Source organism: Enterobacter sp. PTB (genome assembly GCF_051130085.1).
Lineage (GTDB): Bacteria > Pseudomonadota > Gammaproteobacteria > Enterobacterales > Enterobacteriaceae > Enterobacter > Enterobacter ludwigii.
This window is the reverse complement of record NZ_JBDKEE010000026.1, coordinates 37,646-58,810: the sequence shown is the minus strand read 5'-3', so window position 1 is coordinate 58,810 and position 21,165 is coordinate 37,646. Positions and strand designations below refer to the sequence as shown.

Below are 21,165 nucleotides of genomic sequence, written 5' to 3'. Positions count from 1 at the left end.
TTTTAGGTGGGTTAAAGACGGTCAATTTATACCCGGCAACTACACCAACTTTGACAACCGATACCTGACCAAATCAGAAAATATTCCGGCGGGTATTCCCTTGCCGTGGCCGACTGCAACGCCGCCCTCTGGCTGGCTTATCTGCAACGGCTCTGCTTTCAACAAAACCACCTGCCCGCAGCTGGCGGCAGTCTACCCGTCAGGGAATTTACCTGACCTTCGCGCGCAGTTTATCCGTGGTCTTGATAACGGCAAAAACATCGATGCCGGGCGAGCAATCCTCAGTACGCAGGCCAGCCAGGCTCCCCGTTCCTCTGTTGGCAGCACTTACAAAAACACAACCTGGAATGACCACGCGACCGTTAAAACCGGGTACTACATGACGACAGGTACTGACAATGACGGCACCTATCAGATTATGGCGGAATCTGAAACCCAGCGGGAAACCCGCCCAACCAACGTGGCATTTAACTACATCGTGAGAGCAGCATAATGACTGAGCAAAAATACAATCTTGATTTTGAACGTGCGGTACTGGGGTCAGAGGGCTGGGCAACAAAAGCGGGCTGGATACTGACGTACCAGTGCGCCTACGACACCACCCGCGAATACACATCCTGCTACTGGCAGTATTGCACGGAAGGCGTGGGTATCGCGGCGGGCTCTTACACCGATAAACCCGCCGAACCGGATGACAACACCAGAGCCATTCGCCGGACTGCTGACGGCTTAGCCTGGGAGATGGTCGATGATTTTCGCGGGCAGCTCATCTACAGCACTGAAACGGGGGATTCACTCACTGTTGATTTTATCGGCCCGATTCCTGACGGTTTTACGCTTCTCGCCCCAGCAACGCCGTTTGATAAATGGGATGGTGACAAATGGGTGACGGACACCGATGCACAGCATGCGGCAGAAGTGGCTGCGGCGAAGGACGAACTTGAAGCCCTGACGCGGGAAGCCGATGAAATCATCGAACAACTCAGCCGCGCCGTAAAATACGACATGGCAACCGAAGAAGAAAAGCTCCGCCTTGCAGCGTGGGAGAAATACAGCGTACTGGTGAGCCGCATTAAGCCGGAAGATGCGCCTGAGATCGAGTGGCCGAAAAAGCCAGAGTAATCAAACCACCACACTCCAGAATCAATGGGGTGTGGTGTGTGATGTTAGATGGAAACCAGCATTATTCCATCCTGAGACGCAAAATCAAACTTGAGAACGCCTTTCGCGGCTGGCTTTCCGTCGACATAAATTATATTGTTGTCTTCAAGCCATTGCTGACCAAATCCGTTATTGATTGGTAATGAATTTTCAAAAGTATTACCATTAAGGGCTATTGTTGGAGCAATTGCACCTTCGCTGATGAAATTAAATAGTCCTGTCCGTTGAGGTATGACTAAGGTCGATGAGTCACGCGAGCCAAGATAGATGTACCCGCTATCTGATACATCTATTGTTGTTCCAGTGTCAGTCTGAAAAATGTCAGTGCATATGATTGCTGAAGATGAATTTTTTATTGATAATGATTGCGTAACCAGCTTATGCGTATCAATAAATAACCTTGATCTGTCATTCAAATAAACTATGCCATCCCCGTATAATTCATTATTTTGACCGTCGCCAGTGCAAACATTAAGAATTGCTGCGCCTTTGAGTTCAAAGCCTGAAATTGACACACCCATATTTTCCGTAATAAATAAAATATCAAGCTTCCCTGAAGGCCCGATTTTTATTTCATCCCCGATAAAGTCGAAAATAGTCATCTTTCCGGCGGGTTGCTCGTGAGCAATAACTATCAGGGACAGAGATGCATCAATATCATTGAAGCCGATATTTACATGGCCTGAAATTAGGTATTGAATGCTTTTAGTGAATGTGACTTCAAGGCTGCCACTTTTTATCTCTGTGACTCGATTGCTCCCTCCCCAGTCCAGTCCGGTTGTGCTCCTCAGGAGTAAAACATCATCATGGGCATCAAAATATAAACTACCACCTTTAATATTATAATTGCCCCCGGTAAGAACCTGGGAGCCTGTGCCCGAGTCGAATATCATGTCTTGATCGGGTGTCCACTTGAATGGTTGCATAGATGTATACCTCGGAGTTTAGATTTTTCAGCAATAACTTCAGGTAAATCGCGGATGTGCTGAGTCATTGCTGAGTGGGGTAAGTGCTTTCCCTTGGGAAAAACGAACCTGGCAGGCCGGATAGCACCGCCATCGATGGGGTGACGCAGCCCTATCCAGTCAGGTAGTGCTACGAGAACAATCAAAACGGGAGTGCATGGAGTCAATACAGGAAGGTGGCGCAGCACCCAGTGCCCGCGAGTGCTGCGCCGTGTCTGGAAACCGATGAAAGAACCAGACGCGCTAAATTTGTTAACGGGTTGGTGTGATTGTCAAGATTTTGTGCCATACGTAGCAGCCGTATCAGGCTAAGCGAGATTAGCTATTTTTCTCGTATTTACTTTTTTGAAGTGTATTTCTTTTCTTACGTGAAAATTGTAATCATTTACATTGTGAACCATTTCGCGTGTTGTCATGTGGCGTTACCTTGAGTACGTTTTATAACCTCACTTATGATTAAGGCGTTCGCTACATGAAACTTAATAATGGTCCAGTTCTGTGTCCTTACTGCGGCTGTCTGAGTGCTTACTATGAAATTGATCGCATCGCAGAACTAAGGGAAAAGGCTTCAAGAGGAATGAGCGAGCCTGAGTGGGAAGAGCTTTTGCAATCACATAAAAAGAGAGCGTTTTGCCTCATGTGCCATAAGACAATAGAGTTGCCCAAGAATCATAAATAGGAAGGTGGCGCAGCACCCAGAGCCAGCGGGTACTGCGCCGAGTTCGGGATATCTCCCAAACGAATCACATATTCCTAACGGGAATCATGCAGGTCAATATATTTATAATTAATACTACTGAATTTTGAAAGTTTATCTCGTTGTATAGCCTTGACAGTTAGGGTCTTCCATTGAGTTTTTAAGGATCCTAAAACTTGTTTAAGGTAACGAGATGAATGAACTTAAAGTGTCACGTTTGGTTTGTCTGATCATGGCGCTGTTTCCGGCACTATGGGGTATTTTCAGCTTTATGAATAATGTTGCTGATTTTTCCGATACTGCCCAGAATGCTGTGGGAACAATGTTGTCGATGAAGGATACATATAACCTTCCAAGGCAAATGTGGAGGGCAATAAACTTACCTGATGCTCCATATATAGGATTGGCTGTTATTACTACAATGGAGACCCTGGCTGGTGTTTTCGCTTCTGTAGGTTTGATTTTAATGCTCAAGAACTTTGCGAAGCCGTACCAACAATTCTCATTAGGGAAAGCGTGGGCTATGCTAGGTGCAGCTTGCGCAATTCTAGTATGGGGTATTGGTTTCATGGTGGTTGCCGGTGACTGGTTCATGGCTTGGGAAGCAAAAGAAAACCCACTTTCCACACAATTGGGTGCATTGCTTTATATGTTGCCCAACACCCTTGCGCTGATAGTTTTTCTAAGTCACAAAGAATCAAGTAATTAATCAGAAATTAATATTGCCACTTTATACTGAATAGCGCAGATAGGGTGGCTAATTCTGGATTGCGGGTAATTTAGTCCCGGGCAAACCAGTCGTCCGCGTTCTCCCACGTTTCCTGCAGGATCTCTTCAATCACTTCCTTGTCCCCTGTGGTGCCGTTGCGTACCGATAGCCCATCCATACTTGCCAGGCGAACGGTGGCTTCAATATCAGAAAATTTGCGCTGTAGTCGCTTGTTTAGTTCAACAGCCAGAGCAGAGACGGCCCCAATGGGTAGCTTCTTTTTCTTGTCGATAGTCACTTCAACGTAAAGCATGCGCGCATCCTCAGATATCAGTAACCAGCCACATGTCGGACTCTTCAAACATTTCTTCAAGCATCCGGTTCAGTTTCTCTTTCTCGGTTTTGCTGGCGTCAGTGTTGAGACCGTTGGCTTGCATTGGTTTAACCCTAACGTCTGCGGCAGGGAAGATACTATGTACACGTTTTGTTAGCTCAGCCAGAATGATCTCGGCTGCGCCAGGCAGTTCTGCGACATTCCGTTTATCAAAAACCAGTTCCACAAACATAGATTTTCCTCCATATGTGATACTGGTTGTTTGTACAGTTAAATTATTTTTTGGTCAACTTTGATTTTTGTAGTTGGTCAAATTTTTCGTGAAGCGATTTTGGGTAGAGTTCGGTGTAAACCTGCCAAAGAATGTTCAGGTTTCTATGGCCGGTGACTTGAGCGACCTCTTCTATGCTAAATCCGGCCTCGAAGAGTCTACTGGCGGCCTCACGTCGCATGTCGTGATAGCGCAAATCCTTTATGCCCAACCGATCTCTCACTCGTTGAAAGCCTGCGCTGACAGACGGTGATTTGTAAGGGAATATCAACTCCGATTTTTTCGGTTGGCGCTGAACAATATCCCATGCTTCACCGAGGAGTGGTACCATCATGTGGTTTCCGGCTTTTTTTCTCGGATCCTTCCTGTCTCTCACCATTACCGCCTTTTGTTTTGAATCCACATCCTCCCACCTTATTCGGCAGACTTCGCCAATCCTCATGCATGACAATATAGAAAAGCTGAGAATATCTTCGTAGGGGATTATCGACTGGCGCTTACTCGACCGCTCTTTCAAGCCAGTGATAAGCCGATCCAGTTCTTCGCTTGCTGGCCTCCGGGCTCTGCGTTGCGATTTACCTACGAGCCCCATCGATAGCGCTGTTGGCCGGGCATCCTTGGCAGGGTTACGGGTATACTCAATGCCGTAGATTGGTTTGGCACAGGAAAGTACAGAAGATAGATAGCTGAGGTCATGAGCTACCGTAGCTGGCCCAGCTCCGGCAGAAGAACGATCTCGGCAGTGCTCAATAACATGATGGTCTTGGAGATCGGAGAGTTTAATGCTTGCTATATCACAATCGACAAGCATATTCAGGACGTAAGTTTTGGTTCTACCTGCTTTACCACCTAGGGCTGGATCGTTGAGGTATCTTGTGATTAGGTCACCAACTGTAATGTCATTAGATTTGCTAGCTCCCGGCACCCCATCGGTTTCTATCTGGGTCACCCGGCTGGCACCCCATGTTTTAGCCAACTGGTGACGTCCGAATGTTTTGCTTTCTCGGTAGATATACTTTCCGCCTTGTTTTACCCCTACAGTGCAGCGGTAGCGTATTGTTCCATCGGCGCGCTGGCGCTTCTCTATGCTATAGTATGCCATCTGAATTCCCTTGTCGGTTTCTGGGTCCCCATTGAAATGGGGTTCCTTATGGGGTGCTGACAAAGAGAAAATAAACTATTTGGTTACTTTATGCACCTAAATAAACCCAATTCAATATCAGGTAAGACGGGCATTGTTCCTGATAATCCGCAGCAACACCCGCCCTCCCGTTTCTCCATTGCGCCGATGCTCGACTGGACGGACAGACACTGTCGCTACTTCCTGCGTCAGCTCTCCCGCCATACGCTGCTGTACACCGAAATGGTGACCACCGGAGCAATTATTCACGGAAAGGGCGACTATCTGGCCTACAGCGAAGAAGAGCATCCGGTTGCGCTGCAGCTTGGCGGTAGCGATCCCGCTGCGCTGGCGCAGTGTGCGAAGCTTGCAGAAGCGCGCGGCTATGACGAAATTAACCTTAACGTTGGCTGTCCGTCTGATCGTGTGCAGAACGGCATGTTCGGCGCGTGTCTGATGGGCAATGCATCCCTGGTGGCAGACTGCATCAAGGCGATGCGCGATGTGGTTTCCATTCCGGTGACGGTCAAGACCCGTATCGGCATTGACGACCAGGACAGCTACGAATTTCTCTGCGATTTTATCAATACGGTCTCCGGAAAAGGCGAGTGCGAGATGTTTATCATCCATGCGCGTAAAGCCTGGCTCTCCGGACTTAGCCCGAAAGAGAACCGTGAAATCCCGCCGCTGGACTACCCGCGCGTGTACCAGCTAAAACGTGACTTCCCGCAGCTCACGATGTCGATCAACGGCGGCATTAAATCGCTGGAAGAGGCCAAAACACACCTGAAGCATATGGATGGCGTAATGGTCGGGCGCGAGGCGTATCAAAATCCAGGCATTCTGGCGACGGTCGACAGGGAAATCTTTGGCGTTCAAGGCGCAGATACCGACCCGGTGGCCGTGGTACGCGCCATGTATCCCTACATTGAGCGTGAGCTGAGTAACGGGACGTACCTTGGTCATATCACCCGTCATATGCTGGGCCTGTTCCAGGGGATCCCGGGAGCACGCCAGTGGCGTCGCTACCTTAGCGAGAACGCGCATAAAGCCGGTGCAGATATCGAGGTGCTGGAACACGCGCTACGTCTGGTCGCTGATAAGCGATAATTTTCGCTAAAAGATCGTCAAATTCACCACGCCTCGCACACCCGTGCGGGCGTTTTGCTTTAAGAACAGCGGGTTATGGTTGGCATGATTCTTGTAATGATCGCGGTATCATTCGGGAACGCGTGGGAGAGCACCATGTTAGAACTACTTTTTGTGATTGGCTTTTTTGTCATGCTAATGATGACGGGGATTTCCCTGCTCGGGATTCTGGCGGCTATCGTCGTGGCGACGGTGGTCATGTTTATCGGGGGATTATTTGCCCTGACGCTGAAGCTCCTGCCGTGGCTGCTGTTGGCCATTGCCGTGGTATGGGTGATACGGGCGATTAAATCACCAAAACTGCCCACTTATCAGCGCAATAACCGTTTTCGTTACTAAGGTATTGAGGTGTTCGTCACATACCTGCAACTTTTCCGGCAGCATTGCTTAGAACAGAATAGGATTTACTTATCGAATCTGTCACTATGACTGCCGCTAAAGAATTCATCGAGCTGTACCCTACATACAGCCGAACTAAAAAAAGAAAGGGCTTCCCACGGGAAGCCCAATTTCTTTTTAGGGGTCAGGGAATTAACAGACTTGAACCCTGTGTCGCTCTGCTCTCCAGCACCTCATGTGCACGCCTGGCATCGGTTAGCGCGTATTTCTGCGCCTCCGCCACATCCACTTTAATCACGCCGCTGGCGATCAGCGAAAAGAGCTCGTTGCTGGCCTCGATCAGCTCTTCCCGGTTAGTGATATACCCCTGCAGGGAAGGGCGAGTCACATACAGCGACCCTTTCTGGTTGAGAATGCCAAGATTAATGCCGGTCACAGCGCCCGAGGCGTTGCCGAAGCTCACCATCAGCCCGCGACGCTGCAGACAATCCAGCGACGCCTCCCAGGTATCTTTACCCACCGAGTCATAAACCACGCGCACCTTTTTGCCGTTGGTTATCTCTTTGAGGCGCTCAGCAATGCTCTCTTCACGGTAGTTAATCACCTGCCAGGCGCCGGCCTGAAGCGCGCGCTGGGCTTTTTGTGCACTGCCCACCGTGCCGATAAGTTTTGCACCGAGCGCTTTGGCCCACTGACAGGCGATCAGCCCCACGCCGCCCGCCGCGGCATGAAACAGGAACTGCTCGTCAGGTTTGATCTCATAGGTTTTGCGCAGCAGATAATAGACCGTTAGCCCTTTCAGGAATGAGGCGGCCGCTTGTTCAAACGAGATGGCATTTGGCAGAAGGGCGGCTTTATCGGCCGGCACGTTGTGCACGGAACTGTAGGCACCCAGCGCGGATTGCGCGTACACCACGCGATCGCCCTCTTTAATATGCTTAACGGCGCTGCCCACTTTGAGCACGACGCCTGCCGCTTCCGTTCCCAGTCCGCTTGGCATGGAGGGAGGCGGATAGAGACCGCCGCGAATATAGGTGTCGATGTAGTTAATGCCGATGGCTTTGTTTTCAACCTGTACTTCGTTTTCACCAGGCGCTGCGGGGGTAAACTCCACCGCGTTTAACACTTCTGGCCCACCATGTTTCTGGAATTCAATGCGCGTTGCCATGCTCCCTCCGTCAGAAAAATATGGTAATCTTTCGACCCACTCTTTATCTCGGTAACTCCATTCACTATGGCAGGAAACAAACCCTTCAACAAACAGACTGAACCTCGCGAGCGTGATTTTCAGGTCGCAGGATTAAAAGTCCCGCCGCACTCGATTGAAGCGGAACAGTCGGTGTTGGGCGGTTTAATGCTGGATAACGAACGCTGGGACGACGTCGCCGAGCGCGTGGTGTCCGAGGATTTCTATACCCGTCCGCACCGTCATATCTTTACTGAAATGGCACGTCTGCAGGAGTCGGGCAGCCCGATTGACCTTATCACGCTCGCGGAATCGCTGGAGCGTCAGGGGCAACTGGACAGCGTGGGTGGGTTTGCTTACCTGGCGGAACTGTCAAAAAACACACCAAGTGCGGCGAACATCAGTGCTTACGCCGATATCGTGCGCGAACGTGCTGTTGTTCGTGAGATGATCTCGGTGGCGAATGAGATCGCCGAAGCCGGTTTTGATCCGCAGGGGCGTACCAGCGAAGACCTGCTTGATCTGGCCGAGTCCCGCGTCTTTAAAATCGCGGAAAGCCGGGCAAACAAAGACGAAGGCCCGAAAAATATCGCTGATGTGCTTGATGCCACCGTCGCGCGTATTGAGCAACTGTTCCAGCAGCCGCACGACGGTGTCACCGGCGTGAACACCGGCTATGACGATCTCAATAAGAAAACCGCGGGTCTGCAGCCGTCGGATTTGATTATCGTCGCCGCGCGTCCCTCCATGGGTAAAACGACATTTGCGATGAACCTCGTCGAAAATGCGGCGATGTTGCAGGACAAGCCGGTTCTTATCTTCAGTCTTGAGATGCCATCAGAACAGATCATGATGCGTTCTCTGGCGTCGCTGTCACGCGTGGATCAGACCCGTATCCGTACCGGCCAGCTCGACGATGAGGACTGGGCGCGTATCTCCGGCACCATGGGTATCCTGCTGGAAAAACGGAATATTTATATCGATGACTCCTCCGGCCTGACGCCGACGGAAGTGCGCTCCCGTGCGCGCCGTATCGCCCGTGAACATGGCGGCATTGGCCTTATCATGATTGACTACCTTCAGCTGATGCGCGTGCCGTCGCTGTCCGACAACCGTACGCTGGAAATCGCGGAGATTTCCCGCTCGCTCAAGGCGTTAGCCAAAGAGTTGCATGTGCCCGTGGTGGCGCTGTCGCAGCTTAACCGCTCCCTGGAACAACGTGCTGATAAGCGCCCGGTCAACTCCGACCTGCGTGAATCGGGCTCCATCGAGCAGGATGCCGACTTAATCATGTTCATCTACCGTGATGAGGTTTATCACGAGAACAGCGACCTGAAAGGGATCGCCGAAATTATTATTGGTAAACAACGTAACGGCCCTATCGGTACGGTACGTCTGACCTTTAACGGACAGTGGTCGCGTTTCGACAACTACGCCGGTCCTCAATATGATGATGAGTAATTTCTAAGGAATTCAAATGCAAGCGGCAACTGTAGTCATTAACCGCCGCGCTCTGCGACACAACCTGCAACGTCTGCGTGAACTGGCTCCCGCCAGTAAACTCGTTGCAGTCGTGAAAGCGAACGCTTACGGACACGGTCTTATTGAGACCGCGCGAACGCTCCCCGATGCCGACGCCTTTGGCGTCGCCCGTCTTGAAGAAGCCATCCGCCTGCGCGCGGGAGGGATCACTCAACCGATTTTGCTGCTGGAAGGCTTTTTTGAAGCGGCAGATCTGCCGACCATTGCTGACCAGCATCTGCACACCGCGGTACATAACGAAGAACAACTCGCGGCGCTGGAAACCGCCGAGCTGAGTGAGCCGGTCACCGTCTGGATGAAGCTCGATACCGGCATGCACCGTCTGGGCGTGCGCCCGGAAAAGGCGGACGCGTTTTATCAGCGTCTGTGTCAGTGCAAAAACGTCCGTCAGCCGGTGAATATCGTGAGTCACTTTGCCCGTGCCGATGAGCCCGAGTGTGGCGCGACCGAGCAGCAGCTGGATATTTTTAATACTTTCTGCGAAGGCAAGCCAGGAATGCGCTCCATTGCCGCGTCTGGCGGTATTTTGCTGTGGCCGCAGTCGCACTTCGACTGGGCGCGTCCAGGCATTATTCTTTACGGCGTCTCTCCGCTGGAGAACAGACCCTGGGGGCCGGATTTTGGTTTCCAGCCGGTAATGTCCCTTGTGTCTAACCTGATTGCCGTGCGCGATCACAAAGCGGGTGAGCCCGTTGGCTACGGCGGAACCTGGACCAGCGAGCGCGACACACGCCTTGGCGTGGTGGCGATGGGCTATGGCGACGGTTATCCCCGCGCTGCGCCGTCCGGCACGCCGGTGCTGGTCAATGGCCGTGAAGCGAACATCGTGGGCCGCGTGGCGATGGACATGATCTGCATTGACCTCGGGCCAGATGCACAGGATAAACCGGGTGATGACGTGGTGATGTGGGGTAAGGGTTTGCCTGTTGAACGCATCGCTGAAATCACAAATGTGAGTGCTTACGAACTTATCACGCGCCTGACATCAAGGGTTGCGATGAAGTACATCGACTAACAGACCTTTCCAGGGAGGGGTAATGTCACCATCCGAAATGGCCGCTTGTCTGGCTTATGCCCTCTCGGTCTGGCTGGCTGCCAGAAACAGTATTCACACGTGGTGGATAGGCATCATCGGCAGTGGGCTTTATGGCTGGGTCTTTTATTCGGTTCAGCTTTACGCTGACGTTACCCTGCAGCTCTTTTTCATCATCACCAGCATCACCGGCTGGGTGCACTGGCTCAAAGGTCACCGCGGGGAGGTATTGCCCGTTCGGCGTACCCCGCCCAGACATTTCTTCATCCTGCTCGCCTGCGCCCTGCTGGTGGCCGCGGGTTATGGCCTGATCTTGCATCGCTACACTAACGCCTGGGCCCCCTGGGTGGACTCCGTTATTTTGACATTCAGCGTGCTTGCACAGTTTATGTTAATGGGGCGACGCCTGGAGAACTGGTACGTCTGGCTGGCTGTAAACACGCTGGCGGTACCGTTATATGCGATGAGAGATCTGCATTTGACCGCGGGTTTATATCTGGTGTTTTGGTTTAATGCCTGGCACGGTTTATATCAGTGGCGTAAGGAGATTCGCGCCCAGTGAAGCCTTATTGCGACGGTCTGGTTGTGGGCAAATTCGCGCCATTACACGTGGGGCATGAAGCGCTGATAAATGCTGCGCTGGCCCAGTGTGAGACGGTCTATATCATCAGTTATTCGCGTCCGGAAATCCCGGGTTATGACCCCGACAAGCGCCTTCACTGGTTAAGCGCGCGCTTCCCGCAATGTCATCACCTTGTGCTCACGCCGGAGGTCATCGCGACCCATGCGCTTGAACCACTGCCGCATAATGATGCGGATGCCGATCTTCACCGGCATTACGTGGCAACGCTGTGTGAAAAAATACTTCGCTGCCAGCCACAGGCCGTATTTACCGCCGAAGACTACGGCGACGGATTTGCGGCGGTGTTAAGCCAGCGTTTTGGCAAACAGGTTACGCATGTCCGCCTCCAGCGTCCGAAAGGGCCTGATGCGCCCTCGGGAACCCTGATACGTTCTGACGTCCATCGCTACCGCACGATGATGTCCCCGGAGGTCTACCGTAGCTTTGTCTTTCGGATTTGTTTATTAGGGGGCGAATCGACAGGAAAAAGCACGCTTTCCCGCGCACTGGCGACGACGCTCAACGCCCCATTTGTCGCCGAGTTTGGCCGAGAATACTGGGAAGAGAAGAACGGCGTGCTGGGATGCGACGATCTGCTGCATATTGCCCGCGAGCAGGTGCGTCGTGAAGCGATGGCCAGCACGGCTCCCTTCCTGGTTTGCGATACCTCGCCCTTAACCACGCTGTTTTATATGCTCGACCAGTTTGGCAGCGCGCCACGCGAGCTAGAGGAATTAGCCGGGCGCGCATATTCTCTGGTGGTGCTCTGTGGCGATGAGTTTCCTTTTGTTCAGGATGGTACCCGTCAGGGGGCTGCATTCCGCCAGCGGCAACAGGCATGGTACATCCGCGCGTTAACAGACAGAAATATCCCCTATCTGTCTGTTTCTGGTTCGCTCGCTGAACGCATTGAACAGATTCGACGACATCTGCAGGAACGGATCTGATATCGCTCTCGATCTTCTGTCATATCCGGTTTATTGTTGAAATCCCTGCCTCATCGAATTCCGGAGAATCATCGCGTGTTTCAGAAAGTTGACGCCTATGCCGGCGACCCCATTCTCTCCTTAATGGAGCGTTTCAAAGAAGATCCTCGCAGCGACAAAGTCAACCTCAGTATTGGTTTGTATTACAACGAGGAGGGCATTATTCCTCAGCTGCAAGCCGTGGCAGAAGCGGAAGCGCGTCTTAACGCCGTCCCGCACGGGGCCTCGCTCTATCTGCCAATGGAAGGGTTAAACAGCTACCGCAATACCATTGCGCCGCTGCTGTTTGGTGCCGATCACGCCGTGCTGACACAAAAACGGGTGGCGACCATCCAGACGCTGGGTGGCTCGGGCGCATTAAAAGTTGGCGCTGACTTTCTGAAAAAATACTTCCCCGATTCTGGCGTGTGGGTCAGTGACCCGACGTGGGAAAACCACGTGGCGATTTTTGAGGGCGCGGGCTTTACGGTGCAGACCTATCCGTGGTTTGACAGCGAAACCAACGGCGTGCGCGTTGACGCGCTGCTGGAAAAACTGAATACGCTGCCGGAGCGCAGTATTGTTCTGCTGCATCCGTGCTGCCATAACCCGACCGGTGCAGACCTGACTAATGCCCAGTGGGATGCGGTAATCGACGTGCTGAAGACGCGTAACCTGATCCCCTTCCTCGACATCGCCTATCAGGGCTTTGGCGCGGGCATGGAAGAAGATGCCTACGCTATCCGCGCCGTTGCCAGCGCCGGACTGCCTGCGCTGGTCAGCAACTCGTTCTCAAAAATCTTCTCCCTGTACGGTGAGCGCGTCGGCGGCCTGTCAGTGGTCTGTGAGGACGCTGAAGCGGCCGGGCGTGTGCTCGGTCAGTTGAAGGCGACCGTGCGCCGCATTTACTCCAGCCCGCCAAACTTTGGTGCGCAGGTAGTCGCCACGGTACTGGGTGACGATCGGCTGAAAGCGTCGTGGCTCGCCGAAGTGGAATCTATGCGCAAGCGCATCCTGACAATGCGTCAGGAGCTGGTCGATGTGCTGAAAGAGGCCGTTCCTGGGCATAATTTTGACTATCTGCTTAAACAGCGTGGGATGTTCAGCTACACCGGCCTCAGCGCGGCTCAGGTCGATCGCCTGCGTGAAGAGTTCGGCGTCTACCTGATTTCCAGCGGCCGTATGTGCGTGGCGGGGCTTAATGCCAGCAACGTTCATCGTGTTGCGCAGGCGTTTGCTGCAGTGATGTAAGCACTTACTATCGTCCCTCTCTCCCTGCGGGAGAGGGCCGAGTGAGAGCATCAGGGCGCACAAAAATCCTGCCCGGTGGCGCTGCGCCTACCGGGCCTTCAGACCTCATCCGCGCTTTGTGATCTTCTTCTTTTTATTCAGCTTCATAAGTAAAAACTCCTTCCCTTCATCTCCCGCCGGGGTTATGGTCGGATAGTTTTTTGACCATTCACTCAAAATAAAACGATAACAAACTGAATATTCAGGGGAAAACATGCGCAAGATCACACTGGCGCTCAGCGCCGCCTGCTTATTGTTCTCGCTAAATAGTGCCGTTGTCGCGCGCGCTTCCGCACCGACGCCGCTTTACACCGGCACAACAGCCGCCATGCTTGCCGAGCAAGCACCTGTTCACTGGGTATCCGTAGCCCAAATCGAAAATAGCCTGTTAGGGCGCCCGCCAATGGCTGTAGGCTTTGATATCGACGATACGGTCCTGTTTTCCAGCCCGGGATTCTGGCGGGGCAAAAAAACCTACTCACCGGACAGCGAAGCGTATCTGAAGAACCCCGAGTTCTGGGAAAAGATGAACAACGGCTGGGACGAATTCAGCATTCCTAAAGAGGTGGCGCGTGCGCTTATCGCCATGCACGTTAAACGCGGTGACAGCATTTACTTTGTGACCGGACGCAGCCAGACCAAAACCGAAACCGTCTCTAAAACGTTGCAGGATGATTTTCAGATCCCGGCTTCCAGCATGAATCCGGTTATTTTTGCCGGCGACAAACCCGGCCAAAACACCAAAACCCAATGGCTGGAACAGAAGAGCATCAAAGTCTTCTATGGCGATTCAGATAACGATATCACCGCCGCGCATGACGTTGGAGCCAGAGGGATCAGGGTATTACGCGCCTCAAACTCTACGTATCGACCGTTGCCCATGGCCGGAAAGTTTGGCGAAGAAGTGATTGTTAATTCTGAGTATTAACCGCCGGGCGGCGAGGCTGCCTCTTTTTTAATCAAATCTCGCCGCTGTGGGTTTTACCTTTCGCTTTCTTGCTGCACACTTAGAAAGATTCATCTTTCATAACGGAGCAGCACATGTGGTATCAACAGACCCTGACCTTAAGCACGAAACCTCGTGGATTTCATCTGGTGACTGATGAAGTCATTGGGCAAATTCGCGACCTCTCGCGCATCAGGACGGGGTTACTGCATCTGCTGCTTCAGCACACGTCAGCCTCTCTCACGCTTAATGAAAATTGCGATCCCACCGTCCGGTCTGACATGGAGCAGCATTTTCTCAAAACCGTTCCGGACAACGCCCCTTATGAACACGACTATGAGGGAGCAGATGACATGCCGTCGCATATCAAATCCTCTCTGCTGGGCGTATCGCTGATGCTGCCGGTGCACAATGGTCGGTTACTGCTGGGAACGTGGCAAGGGATCTGGCTGGGAGAACATCGTATTCACGGTGGTTCGCGTAAAATTATCGCAACGCTACAAGGGGAATAAAGATGACAATTTCGGAGCTACTTCAGTACTGCATGAGTAAACCTGGCGCGGAGCAGAGCGTTCACAGCGACTGGAAAGCCACGCAGATTAAAGTGGGGGATATTCTGTTTGCGATGGTGAAAGAGGTTGAGGGTCGCCCGGCGGCGTCGCTGAAAACCAGCCCGGAACTGGCGGAGCTGTTACGCCAGCAGCACCATGACGTCCGGCCAAGCAAGCATCTCAACAAAGCGCACTGGAGCACCGTTTATCTCGACGGTTCACTGCCGGGTTCGCAAATTTACTATCTGGTGGACGCGTCTTATCAGCAGGCGGTAGAGCTGCTGCCGGAAGCGACCCGACAGCAACTCTCCGTGTGACAATTACAGCAACGGTTTGAGGAAGCGCGCGGTGTGCGAGGCTTCGCACTCTGCAACGGTCTCTGGCGTACCGGAGACGAGGATTTCACCGCCGCCGCTGCCGCCTTCCGGGCCGAGATCGACAATCCAGTCCGCGGTTTTAATCACGTCCAGGTTGTGTTCAATGACCACAATCGTGTTGCCCTGATCGCGAAGCTGATGCAGAACATCAAGCAGCTGCTGGATATCGGCAAAGTGCAGACCGGTGGTCGGCTCATCGAGAATGTACAGCGTCTGGCCGGTACCGCGTTTGGAGAGCTCACGCGCCAGCTTCACGCGCTGTGCTTCACCGCCAGACAGCGTGGTGGCAGACTGCCCCAGACGAATATAGGTCAGGCCCACATCCATCAGCGTCTGCAGCTTACGCGCCAGCGCAGGGACCGCGTCAAAGAACTCACGTGCCTCTTCGATGGTCATATCCAGCACTTCGTGGATGGTTTTGCCTTTGTACTTAATCTCCAGCGTTTCGCGGTTATAGCGTTTGCCTTTGCACTGGTCGCACGGCACGTAAATATCCGGCAGGAAGTGCATCTCAACCTTGATAACCCCGTCGCCCTGGCACGCTTCACAGCGTCCGCCGCGCACGTTAAAGCTGAAACGTCCTGGCGTATACCCGCGTGAACGCGCTTCCGGCACACCTGCAAACAGTTCACGTACGGGTGTGAACACGCCCGTATAGGTGGCAGGGTTGGAACGCGGAGTCCGCCCGATTGGACTCTGATCGATATCGATCACTTTATCGAAATGCTCCAGCCCCTGGATGTCACGGTACGGCGCCGGTTCGGCCAGCGTCGCGCCGTTCAGCTGCGTCTGCGCAATCGGGAACAGCGTATCGTTGATCAGCGTCGACTTACCGGAACCGGATACGCCGGTGATACAGGTAAACAGACCAACCGGCAGCGTCAGCGTCACATCTTTCAGGTTATTGCCGCGGGCGCCGGTCAGCTTCAGCACTTTTTCCGGGTTCGCCGGTACACGCTGTTTCGGCACTTCAATCTTGCGCTTGCCGCTCATGTACTGGCCGGTCAATGACTCCGGCACCGCCATAATATCTTTCAGCGTTCCTTCCGCGACCACCTGGCCGCCGTGTACGCCAGCGCCCGGGCCGATATCGATAACGTGGTCAGCGGCGCGGATCGCGTCTTCATCGTGCTCAACCACAATCACCGTGTTACCGAGGTTACGCAGGTGGACAAGCGTGCCGAGCAGACGCTCGTTGTCACGCTGGTGCAGGCCGATTGAGGGTTCATCCAGCACATACATCACGCCGACCAGGCCTGCGCCAATCTGGCTCGCGAGGCGGATACGCTGAGCTTCGCCACCGGAGAGGGTCTCTGCGGAGCGGGAAAGCGTCAGGTAATTCAGGCCGACGTTCACCAGGAACTTCAGACGATCGCCGATCTCTTTCAGCACTTTTTCCGCGATTTTCGCGCGCTGGCCGGAGAGCTTCAGGTTGTTGAAGAAGTCCATCGCGTGACCGATGCTCATGTCTGAGATGGTCGGCAGCGCCGTGTTTTCAACAAACACATGGCGAGCTTCACGGCGCAGACGCGTACCTTCACAGGTCGCACAGGAACGGTTGCTGATAAACTTCGCCAGCTCCTCGCGAACCGCGCTGGATTCGGTCTCTTTGTAGCGGCGCTCCATATTGTGCAGCACCCCTTCAAACGGGTGACGGCGCACGGAGGTATCACCGCGATCGTTCATGTACTTGAACTCGATGTTCTCTTTGCCGGAACCGAACAGCACCACTTTGTGCACGTTCGGGTTCAGGCTGGCCCACGGGGCTTCGACGTCGAATTTGTAGTGCTCTGCCAGCGACTTCAGCATCTGGAAATAGTAGAAGTTGCGGCGATCCCATCCGCGGATCGCACCGCCAGCCAGCGACAGCTCCGGGTTTTGGATCACGCGGTCCGGATCAAAATATTGCTGTACGCCCAGTCCGTCACACGTCGGGCAGGCACCCGCCGGGTTGTTGAACGAGAACAGACGCGGCTCCAGCTCGCGCATGCTGTAACCACAAATCGGACAGGCAAAGTTGGCGGAGAAGAGCAGCTCTTCCGCTTTCGGGTTGTCCATATCGGAGACCACGGCCGTACCGCCAGAGAGTTCCAGCGCGGTTTCGAAGGATTCGGCCAGGCGGGTCGCCAGATCGTCTCGGACTTTGAAACGGTCAATCACCACTTCGATGGTGTGCTTCTTCTGCAGCTCCAGCTTAGGCGGATCCGACAGGTCACACACTTCGCCGTCGATACGGGCGCGGATATAGCCCTGGCTTGCCAGGTTCTCCAGCGTTTTGGTGTGCTCGCCCTTACGCTCTTTAATGATGGGTGCCAGCAGCATCAGGCGTTTGCCTTCCGGCTGCGACAGCACGTTATCCACCATCTGGCTTACGGTCTGCGCGGCCAGCGGGACGTCGTGATCCGGGCAGCGCGGTTCACCCACGCGTGCATACAGCAGACGCAGGTAGTCATGAATTTCGGTAATCGTACCAACCGTTGAACGCGGGTTATGCGAGGTGGATTTCTGCTCAATGGAGATAGCAGGTGATAACCCTTCAATATGGTCTACATCCGGTTTTTCCATCAGTGACAGGAACTGACGTGCGTATGCAGAGAGTGACTCCACGTAACGACGCTGTCCTTCGGCATATAAAGTGTCGAAAGCCAGTGAGGATTTGCCAGACCCCGAAAGCCCGGTCACGACGATGAGTTTGTCGCGAGGGATTATGAGGTTGATATTCTTGAGATTGTGGGTGCGGGCGCCCCGAACTTCGATCTTATCCATTCACCTTTCCCGGTTGGAACACGGATTGCCTGGTTTGTTTGAAGGACAAACGGCTGTCAGAAACGGCTAATTATGACACAAAATGACCTGTTTGAATATACAGTATTGGAATGCATTTTCTGATTCACTGTGTAACAATGTCGAGTTCGCGAGAGATTTCGGAACCGACTACGCAACTATGCAAATTGCAGCGTGGAAATGGTACACTCGCGCGTTTACACTATTAAGAAACGTATTCAGGAGACACGAACATGGCCAGCAGAGGCGTAAACAAGGTGATTCTCGTCGGTAATCTGGGCCAGGACCCGGAAGTACGCTACATGCCGAGTGGTGGCGCAGTTGCCAACATTACGCTGGCTACTTCCGAATCCTGGCGTGATAAAGCGACCGGTGAGATGAAAGAGCAGACCGAATGGCACCGCGTTGTGCTGTTTGGCAAACTGGCGGAAGTGGCTGGTGAGTATCTGCGTAAAGGTTCTCAGGTTTATATTGAAGGCCAGTTGCGTACCCGCAAATGGACCGATCAAGCCGGCGCTGAGAAGTACACCACGGAAGTTGTGGTCAACGTGGGTGGCACCATGCAGATGCTCGGTGGCCGTCAGGGCGGTGGCGCACCAGCAGGTGGCGGTCAGCAGCAGCAGGGCGGTTGGGGTCAGCCTCAGCAGCCACAGGGCGGCAACCAGTTCAGCGGTGGCGCGCAGTCTCGCCCACAGCAGCAGTCCGCGCCAGCACCGTCTAACGAACCCCCAATGGACTTCGACGACGATATTCCTTTCTGATATCCGACTGTTTAAAACAAAAAACCCAGACCTCGGTCTGGGTTTTTTTCTTCATCTCAGGGATCAGGTAATCACCATCGGCCAGTCTGGCGGGGTATGGCTCATGGCTTCCACCATGACGACTTTAATATTTTCCCAGACGGCAGCGAGATCCAGCAGGGTGATGCCAAGCAGGCCCGTTGCGAACCAGCATGCTGCGCCCAACCCCAACAGGGTGCTGATGACAGCAAGGCCAGCATAGTCAGATTTACGAAACTGAATGTTTAGCGTGCTGGCCAGGAACATCAGCACCGCACTTAACAAAGGCCAGCGCAGGAGAACCATGCTGGTAGTAATGGTTGCCATAAAACCCATCCTCAACAAAACAGACGAACTGAATGAAACAGTGTTTCTCGTTACACAATATGTGTGAACTATATCACATTTGTTGATTTATTCGCCAGCCTCAGAAGGGTGAAAAAAGCAGGAATTATCACAGCCAGGCGTCGCACGAGGATTGAGGGGAAAATATATCTTTGCACGCTAATGACCCCCTTTTATCGCTTCCAGGTAATAAATTCATTGAGATAACAAAACCTCTGCAAATTGAGGTGTGCTGTAGAACGTTTACAGCAACAACCCTTTGGATTATGCTTGAGTGGATAAATAAATTTACTCGCATTCTATAATTCAGGTTTTTGAATTTTATTGGTTTTTTTCTCTTTGTACGTTTTTAATTACACACAACGTCTCGCACTCCAGCTGTGCTGATATTCAGCATCCTGCTCTGGCTCGCCGATTTTTGAATCTGAAGAAAGTTGCGTCCGGTTTAACGCTTAATAATCTGCGAAAAAAATGAAAGAAAAACGACGTGAGATTGTTAATGACAGCCTGCGGGCGTTGCATGCGCTGGCAGATCTGATGCCCCAGCTTCACGCCCATTGTTCGCTGGGCGAGATGCTTGAGACGATCAACCGGGCTTTCGGGGCAAGCCTGGCCTGGATTAGCGTTGATACTGACGGGCTGCAGCGCGTGGTCTGTGCCGGTGAAGTGACCTGTCACTCATTTGAGGTGGCCGATTTTCTTGCCGGTACCCTGCTGGAGAAGCATCACCGCGCGTGGCGGGTCGTCTACTGGAAAGAGAATATCGGCCGCGCATTATTCTCCGCTCATCATCCTGGCTATTCGCAATTGCAAAGCGGGGTGTTATGCAAGCTTTCAACCCATAACGGACAAGGCAGCGGCTATTTTTTTCTGGCGTTTGCTGAGCCGTTATATTCTCTGGCCATCCTGAAAAGTATTGTTGCGGTACTGGTCGAAAAATTAAAAGACTATTTTTCAGAAATTATCGTTCGTGAAAAAACAGCGCAGGAAATGCAGCGTGTGGTGACCCAATATAAAACCCTGTTTGAACGAGCGCCTGTTTTAATGAACTCATTCGATAAATTTAACCGCTGCGTGCTGTGGAATGCTGAGTGTGAAAAAGTGTTTGGCTGGACAATGGCGGAGATCAGTGCCCATGCCGATCCGCTCTCACTGTTTTACCCCGACCCGGAAGAGCGGCGACGGGTCAGGGAGTCGGTAAATGTCTCGCCGCTAAAGGATATGTACGAGTGGCATCCACTGCGTAAAGACGGTACGCCGTTGACGGTTTTGTGGTCAAACATTCTGCTGCCGGACAGCTCAGTCCTGAATATCGGGCTTGATATTACCGAGCGTAAAAAAGCCGAACAGCAGCTGGAAGTGAAAGCCACCACGGACGATCTTACCGGGTGTTTTAACCGTTCAACCATTTTACAGCAGCTGGAATCCGCGCTGGCGGCAAATGCCAGGCAGGATGCTGACAGCCATTTTTGCGTGCTCATGTTTGACCTGGATTTTTTCAAACAGATCAACGATCGGTGGGGGCATCAGGTGGGCGATCGGGCGCTTATCCACTTTTGCCAGGCTATCCGTGAGTTAAGCCCCGAGAACGCTGCGCTTGGCCGTGTGGGCGGCGAGGAGTTTTTACTCCTGCTGGCGCGAACCGACGGCAACGCGGGCGCCCTTTTTTCTGCGAGGCTACGTACTGCCCTCAAAACCAACCCGCTGGTGGTGGGAGAGAAAAAGCTGGTGCTGTCATTCAGCGCCGGGGCGGTGGAGGTCTGCCAGGGCCAACGCGATACTTCAGGATTACTGATGCGTGCCGATAAAGCATTATATGACGCCAAGCGTACGGGTCGGGGGAAAACGGTGGTGGCTGCTGATTATTTATAAATCAAAAACTAAAATACGCGCGAGTAAATAGCATAAAATGTCATGTTGCCGTTGTTGTTTTTTCACACTGTCAGAAGTTTGGCTTAATCAACGATCCTCTGTTGTGTTATCTTAAAACCTCCCGTACC

23 protein-coding genes are annotated in these 21,165 nt (G+C 52.8%); 16 read left to right on the top strand and 7 right to left on the bottom strand.

Annotated features, from left to right (window positions below):
- The coding region (locus AAIR21_RS23035; RefSeq protein ID WP_434682356.1) for a phage tail protein at nucleotides 1–493 on the top strand (493 nt) is incomplete at its 5' end.
- Nucleotides 493–1,122, top strand: a complete 630-nt coding sequence (locus AAIR21_RS23030) for a tail fiber assembly protein (RefSeq protein ID WP_047357010.1) — start codon at nucleotides 493–495, stop codon at nucleotides 1,120–1,122. The genes AAIR21_RS23035 and AAIR21_RS23030, both read left to right, overlap by 1 nt.
- A gap of 44 nt (nucleotides 1,123–1,166) precedes the next feature.
- Here the strand turns inward: AAIR21_RS23030 and AAIR21_RS23025 are convergent, their stop codons facing one another.
- The gene (locus tag AAIR21_RS23025; RefSeq protein ID WP_025203561.1) at nucleotides 1,167–2,087 is read right to left on the bottom strand and encodes a hypothetical protein; all 921 of its coding nucleotides are present in this window, start codon (nucleotides 2,085–2,087) and stop codon (nucleotides 1,167–1,169) included.
- Nucleotides 2,088–2,598: 511 nt separating this feature from the next.
- Between AAIR21_RS23025 and AAIR21_RS23020 the strand changes: the two genes are divergently transcribed.
- Nucleotides 2,599–2,805 carry a hypothetical protein gene (locus AAIR21_RS23020; RefSeq protein ID WP_422701730.1) on the top strand — a complete coding sequence of 69 codons (207 nt, stop codon included), beginning with the start codon at nucleotides 2,599–2,601 and terminating at the stop codon, nucleotides 2,803–2,805.
- Nucleotides 2,806–3,016: 211 nt separating this feature from the next.
- Nucleotides 3,017–3,532, top strand: a complete 516-nt coding sequence (locus AAIR21_RS23015; protein ID WP_047357011.1) for a DUF2165 family protein — start codon at nucleotides 3,017–3,019, stop codon at nucleotides 3,530–3,532.
- 70 nt (nucleotides 3,533–3,602) lie between these two features.
- Here AAIR21_RS23015 and AAIR21_RS23010 read toward each other — a convergent pair whose 3' ends face one another.
- Genes AAIR21_RS23010 through AAIR21_RS23000 form a run of 3 tightly spaced genes read right to left on the bottom strand, consistent with a single transcriptional unit; the run spans nucleotide 3,603 to nucleotide 5,239 of the window.
- Nucleotides 3,603–3,845 carry a DinI-like family protein gene (locus AAIR21_RS23010; RefSeq protein WP_434682355.1) on the bottom strand — a complete coding sequence of 81 codons (243 nt, stop codon included), beginning with the start codon at nucleotides 3,843–3,845 and terminating at the stop codon, nucleotides 3,603–3,605.
- 10 nt (nucleotides 3,846–3,855) lie between these two features.
- Nucleotides 3,856–4,098, bottom strand: a complete 243-nt coding sequence (locus AAIR21_RS23005; RefSeq protein WP_422701726.1) for a DinI family protein — start codon at nucleotides 4,096–4,098, stop codon at nucleotides 3,856–3,858.
- A 43-nt stretch (nucleotides 4,099–4,141) separates the two neighbouring features.
- Complete coding sequence (locus tag AAIR21_RS23000; RefSeq protein ID WP_422701725.1) at nucleotides 4,142–5,239, bottom strand: tyrosine-type recombinase/integrase; 1,098 nt, start codon at nucleotides 5,237–5,239, stop codon at nucleotides 4,142–4,144.
- A gap of 90 nt (nucleotides 5,240–5,329) precedes the next feature.
- Here AAIR21_RS23000 and dusA point away from each other — a divergent pair, with 90 nt between their 5' ends.
- Both dusA and pspG read left to right on the top strand, forming a co-directional pair.
- Nucleotides 5,330–6,367 (top strand): tRNA dihydrouridine(20/20a) synthase DusA, encoded by a 1,038-nt coding sequence (dusA, locus tag AAIR21_RS22995; protein WP_434682354.1) that lies wholly within the window; start codon nucleotides 5,330–5,332, stop codon nucleotides 6,365–6,367.
- 135 nt (nucleotides 6,368–6,502) lie between these two features.
- Nucleotides 6,503–6,745, top strand: a complete 243-nt coding sequence (gene pspG, locus AAIR21_RS22990; protein ID WP_020882842.1) for an envelope stress response protein PspG — start codon at nucleotides 6,503–6,505, stop codon at nucleotides 6,743–6,745.
- A gap of 184 nt (nucleotides 6,746–6,929) precedes the next feature.
- On the opposite strand, the gene AAIR21_RS22985 is transcribed toward pspG, so the two are convergent.
- Nucleotides 6,930–7,913, bottom strand: a complete 984-nt coding sequence (locus tag AAIR21_RS22985) for a quinone oxidoreductase (protein ID WP_014168211.1) — start codon at nucleotides 7,911–7,913, stop codon at nucleotides 6,930–6,932.
- A 66-nt stretch (nucleotides 7,914–7,979) separates the two neighbouring features.
- Between AAIR21_RS22985 and dnaB the strand changes: the two genes are divergently transcribed.
- From dnaB to AAIR21_RS22945, 8 genes are all read left to right on the top strand, one after another.
- On the top strand, nucleotides 7,980–9,392 hold the full coding sequence (gene dnaB / locus AAIR21_RS22980) for a replicative DNA helicase (RefSeq protein ID WP_008503375.1): 1,413 nt from the start codon (nucleotides 7,980–7,982) through the stop codon (nucleotides 9,390–9,392).
- 16 nt (nucleotides 9,393–9,408) lie between these two features.
- Entirely contained in the window at nucleotides 9,409–10,488 is a 1,080-nt protein-coding gene (alr, locus tag AAIR21_RS22975; RefSeq protein WP_059306183.1) for an alanine racemase, read from the top strand.
- A gap of 22 nt (nucleotides 10,489–10,510) precedes the next feature.
- Nucleotides 10,511–11,068, top strand: coding sequence for a nicotinamide riboside transporter PnuC (gene pnuC / locus AAIR21_RS22970; protein WP_014168213.1), 558 nt, complete (start codon nucleotides 10,511–10,513; stop codon nucleotides 11,066–11,068).
- Nucleotides 11,065–12,075, top strand: a complete 1,011-nt coding sequence (locus AAIR21_RS22965) for an AAA family ATPase (protein ID WP_183516911.1) — start codon at nucleotides 11,065–11,067, stop codon at nucleotides 12,073–12,075. Before pnuC ends, AAIR21_RS22965 begins: the two co-directional genes overlap by 4 nt.
- A gap of 75 nt (nucleotides 12,076–12,150) precedes the next feature.
- Nucleotides 12,151–13,344 (top strand): aromatic amino acid transaminase, encoded by a 1,194-nt coding sequence (gene tyrB / locus AAIR21_RS22960; RefSeq protein WP_032679391.1) that lies wholly within the window; start codon nucleotides 12,151–12,153, stop codon nucleotides 13,342–13,344.
- A 253-nt stretch (nucleotides 13,345–13,597) separates the two neighbouring features.
- Nucleotides 13,598–14,311: an acid phosphatase AphA gene (gene aphA, locus AAIR21_RS22955; RefSeq protein ID WP_183516910.1), complete on the top strand. Its 714-nt coding sequence runs from the start codon at nucleotides 13,598–13,600 to the stop codon at nucleotides 14,309–14,311.
- A gap of 113 nt (nucleotides 14,312–14,424) precedes the next feature.
- On the top strand, nucleotides 14,425–14,841 hold the full coding sequence (locus AAIR21_RS22950) for a secondary thiamine-phosphate synthase enzyme YjbQ (RefSeq protein ID WP_151887080.1): 417 nt from the start codon (nucleotides 14,425–14,427) through the stop codon (nucleotides 14,839–14,841).
- A gap of 2 nt (nucleotides 14,842–14,843) precedes the next feature.
- Nucleotides 14,844–15,197 carry an MmcQ/YjbR family DNA-binding protein gene (locus AAIR21_RS22945; protein ID WP_014168219.1) on the top strand — a complete coding sequence of 118 codons (354 nt, stop codon included), beginning with the start codon at nucleotides 14,844–14,846 and terminating at the stop codon, nucleotides 15,195–15,197.
- Between the two features lie 3 nt (nucleotides 15,198–15,200).
- On the opposite strand, the gene uvrA is transcribed toward AAIR21_RS22945, so the two are convergent.
- The gene (gene uvrA, locus AAIR21_RS22940; protein ID WP_014168220.1) at nucleotides 15,201–18,023 is read right to left on the bottom strand and encodes an excinuclease ABC subunit UvrA; all 2,823 of its coding nucleotides are present in this window, start codon (nucleotides 18,021–18,023) and stop codon (nucleotides 15,201–15,203) included.
- 251 nt (nucleotides 18,024–18,274) lie between these two features.
- Between uvrA and ssb1 the strand changes: the two genes are divergently transcribed.
- Nucleotides 18,275–18,802, top strand: a complete 528-nt coding sequence (gene ssb1, locus AAIR21_RS22935; RefSeq protein WP_020882840.1) for a single-stranded DNA-binding protein SSB1 — start codon at nucleotides 18,275–18,277, stop codon at nucleotides 18,800–18,802.
- 63 nt (nucleotides 18,803–18,865) lie between these two features.
- Here the strand turns inward: ssb1 and AAIR21_RS22930 are convergent, their stop codons facing one another.
- Nucleotides 18,866–19,147 (bottom strand): YjcB family protein, encoded by a 282-nt coding sequence (locus AAIR21_RS22930; RefSeq protein WP_020882839.1) that lies wholly within the window; start codon nucleotides 19,145–19,147, stop codon nucleotides 18,866–18,868.
- Between the two features lie 489 nt (nucleotides 19,148–19,636).
- On the opposite strand from AAIR21_RS22930, the gene AAIR21_RS22925 reads away from it, so the two are divergent.
- On the top strand, nucleotides 19,637–21,037 hold the full coding sequence (locus AAIR21_RS22925) for a sensor domain-containing diguanylate cyclase (RefSeq protein ID WP_020882838.1): 1,401 nt from the start codon (nucleotides 19,637–19,639) through the stop codon (nucleotides 21,035–21,037).
- The last annotated feature ends 128 nt before the right edge of the window (nucleotides 21,038–21,165 follow it).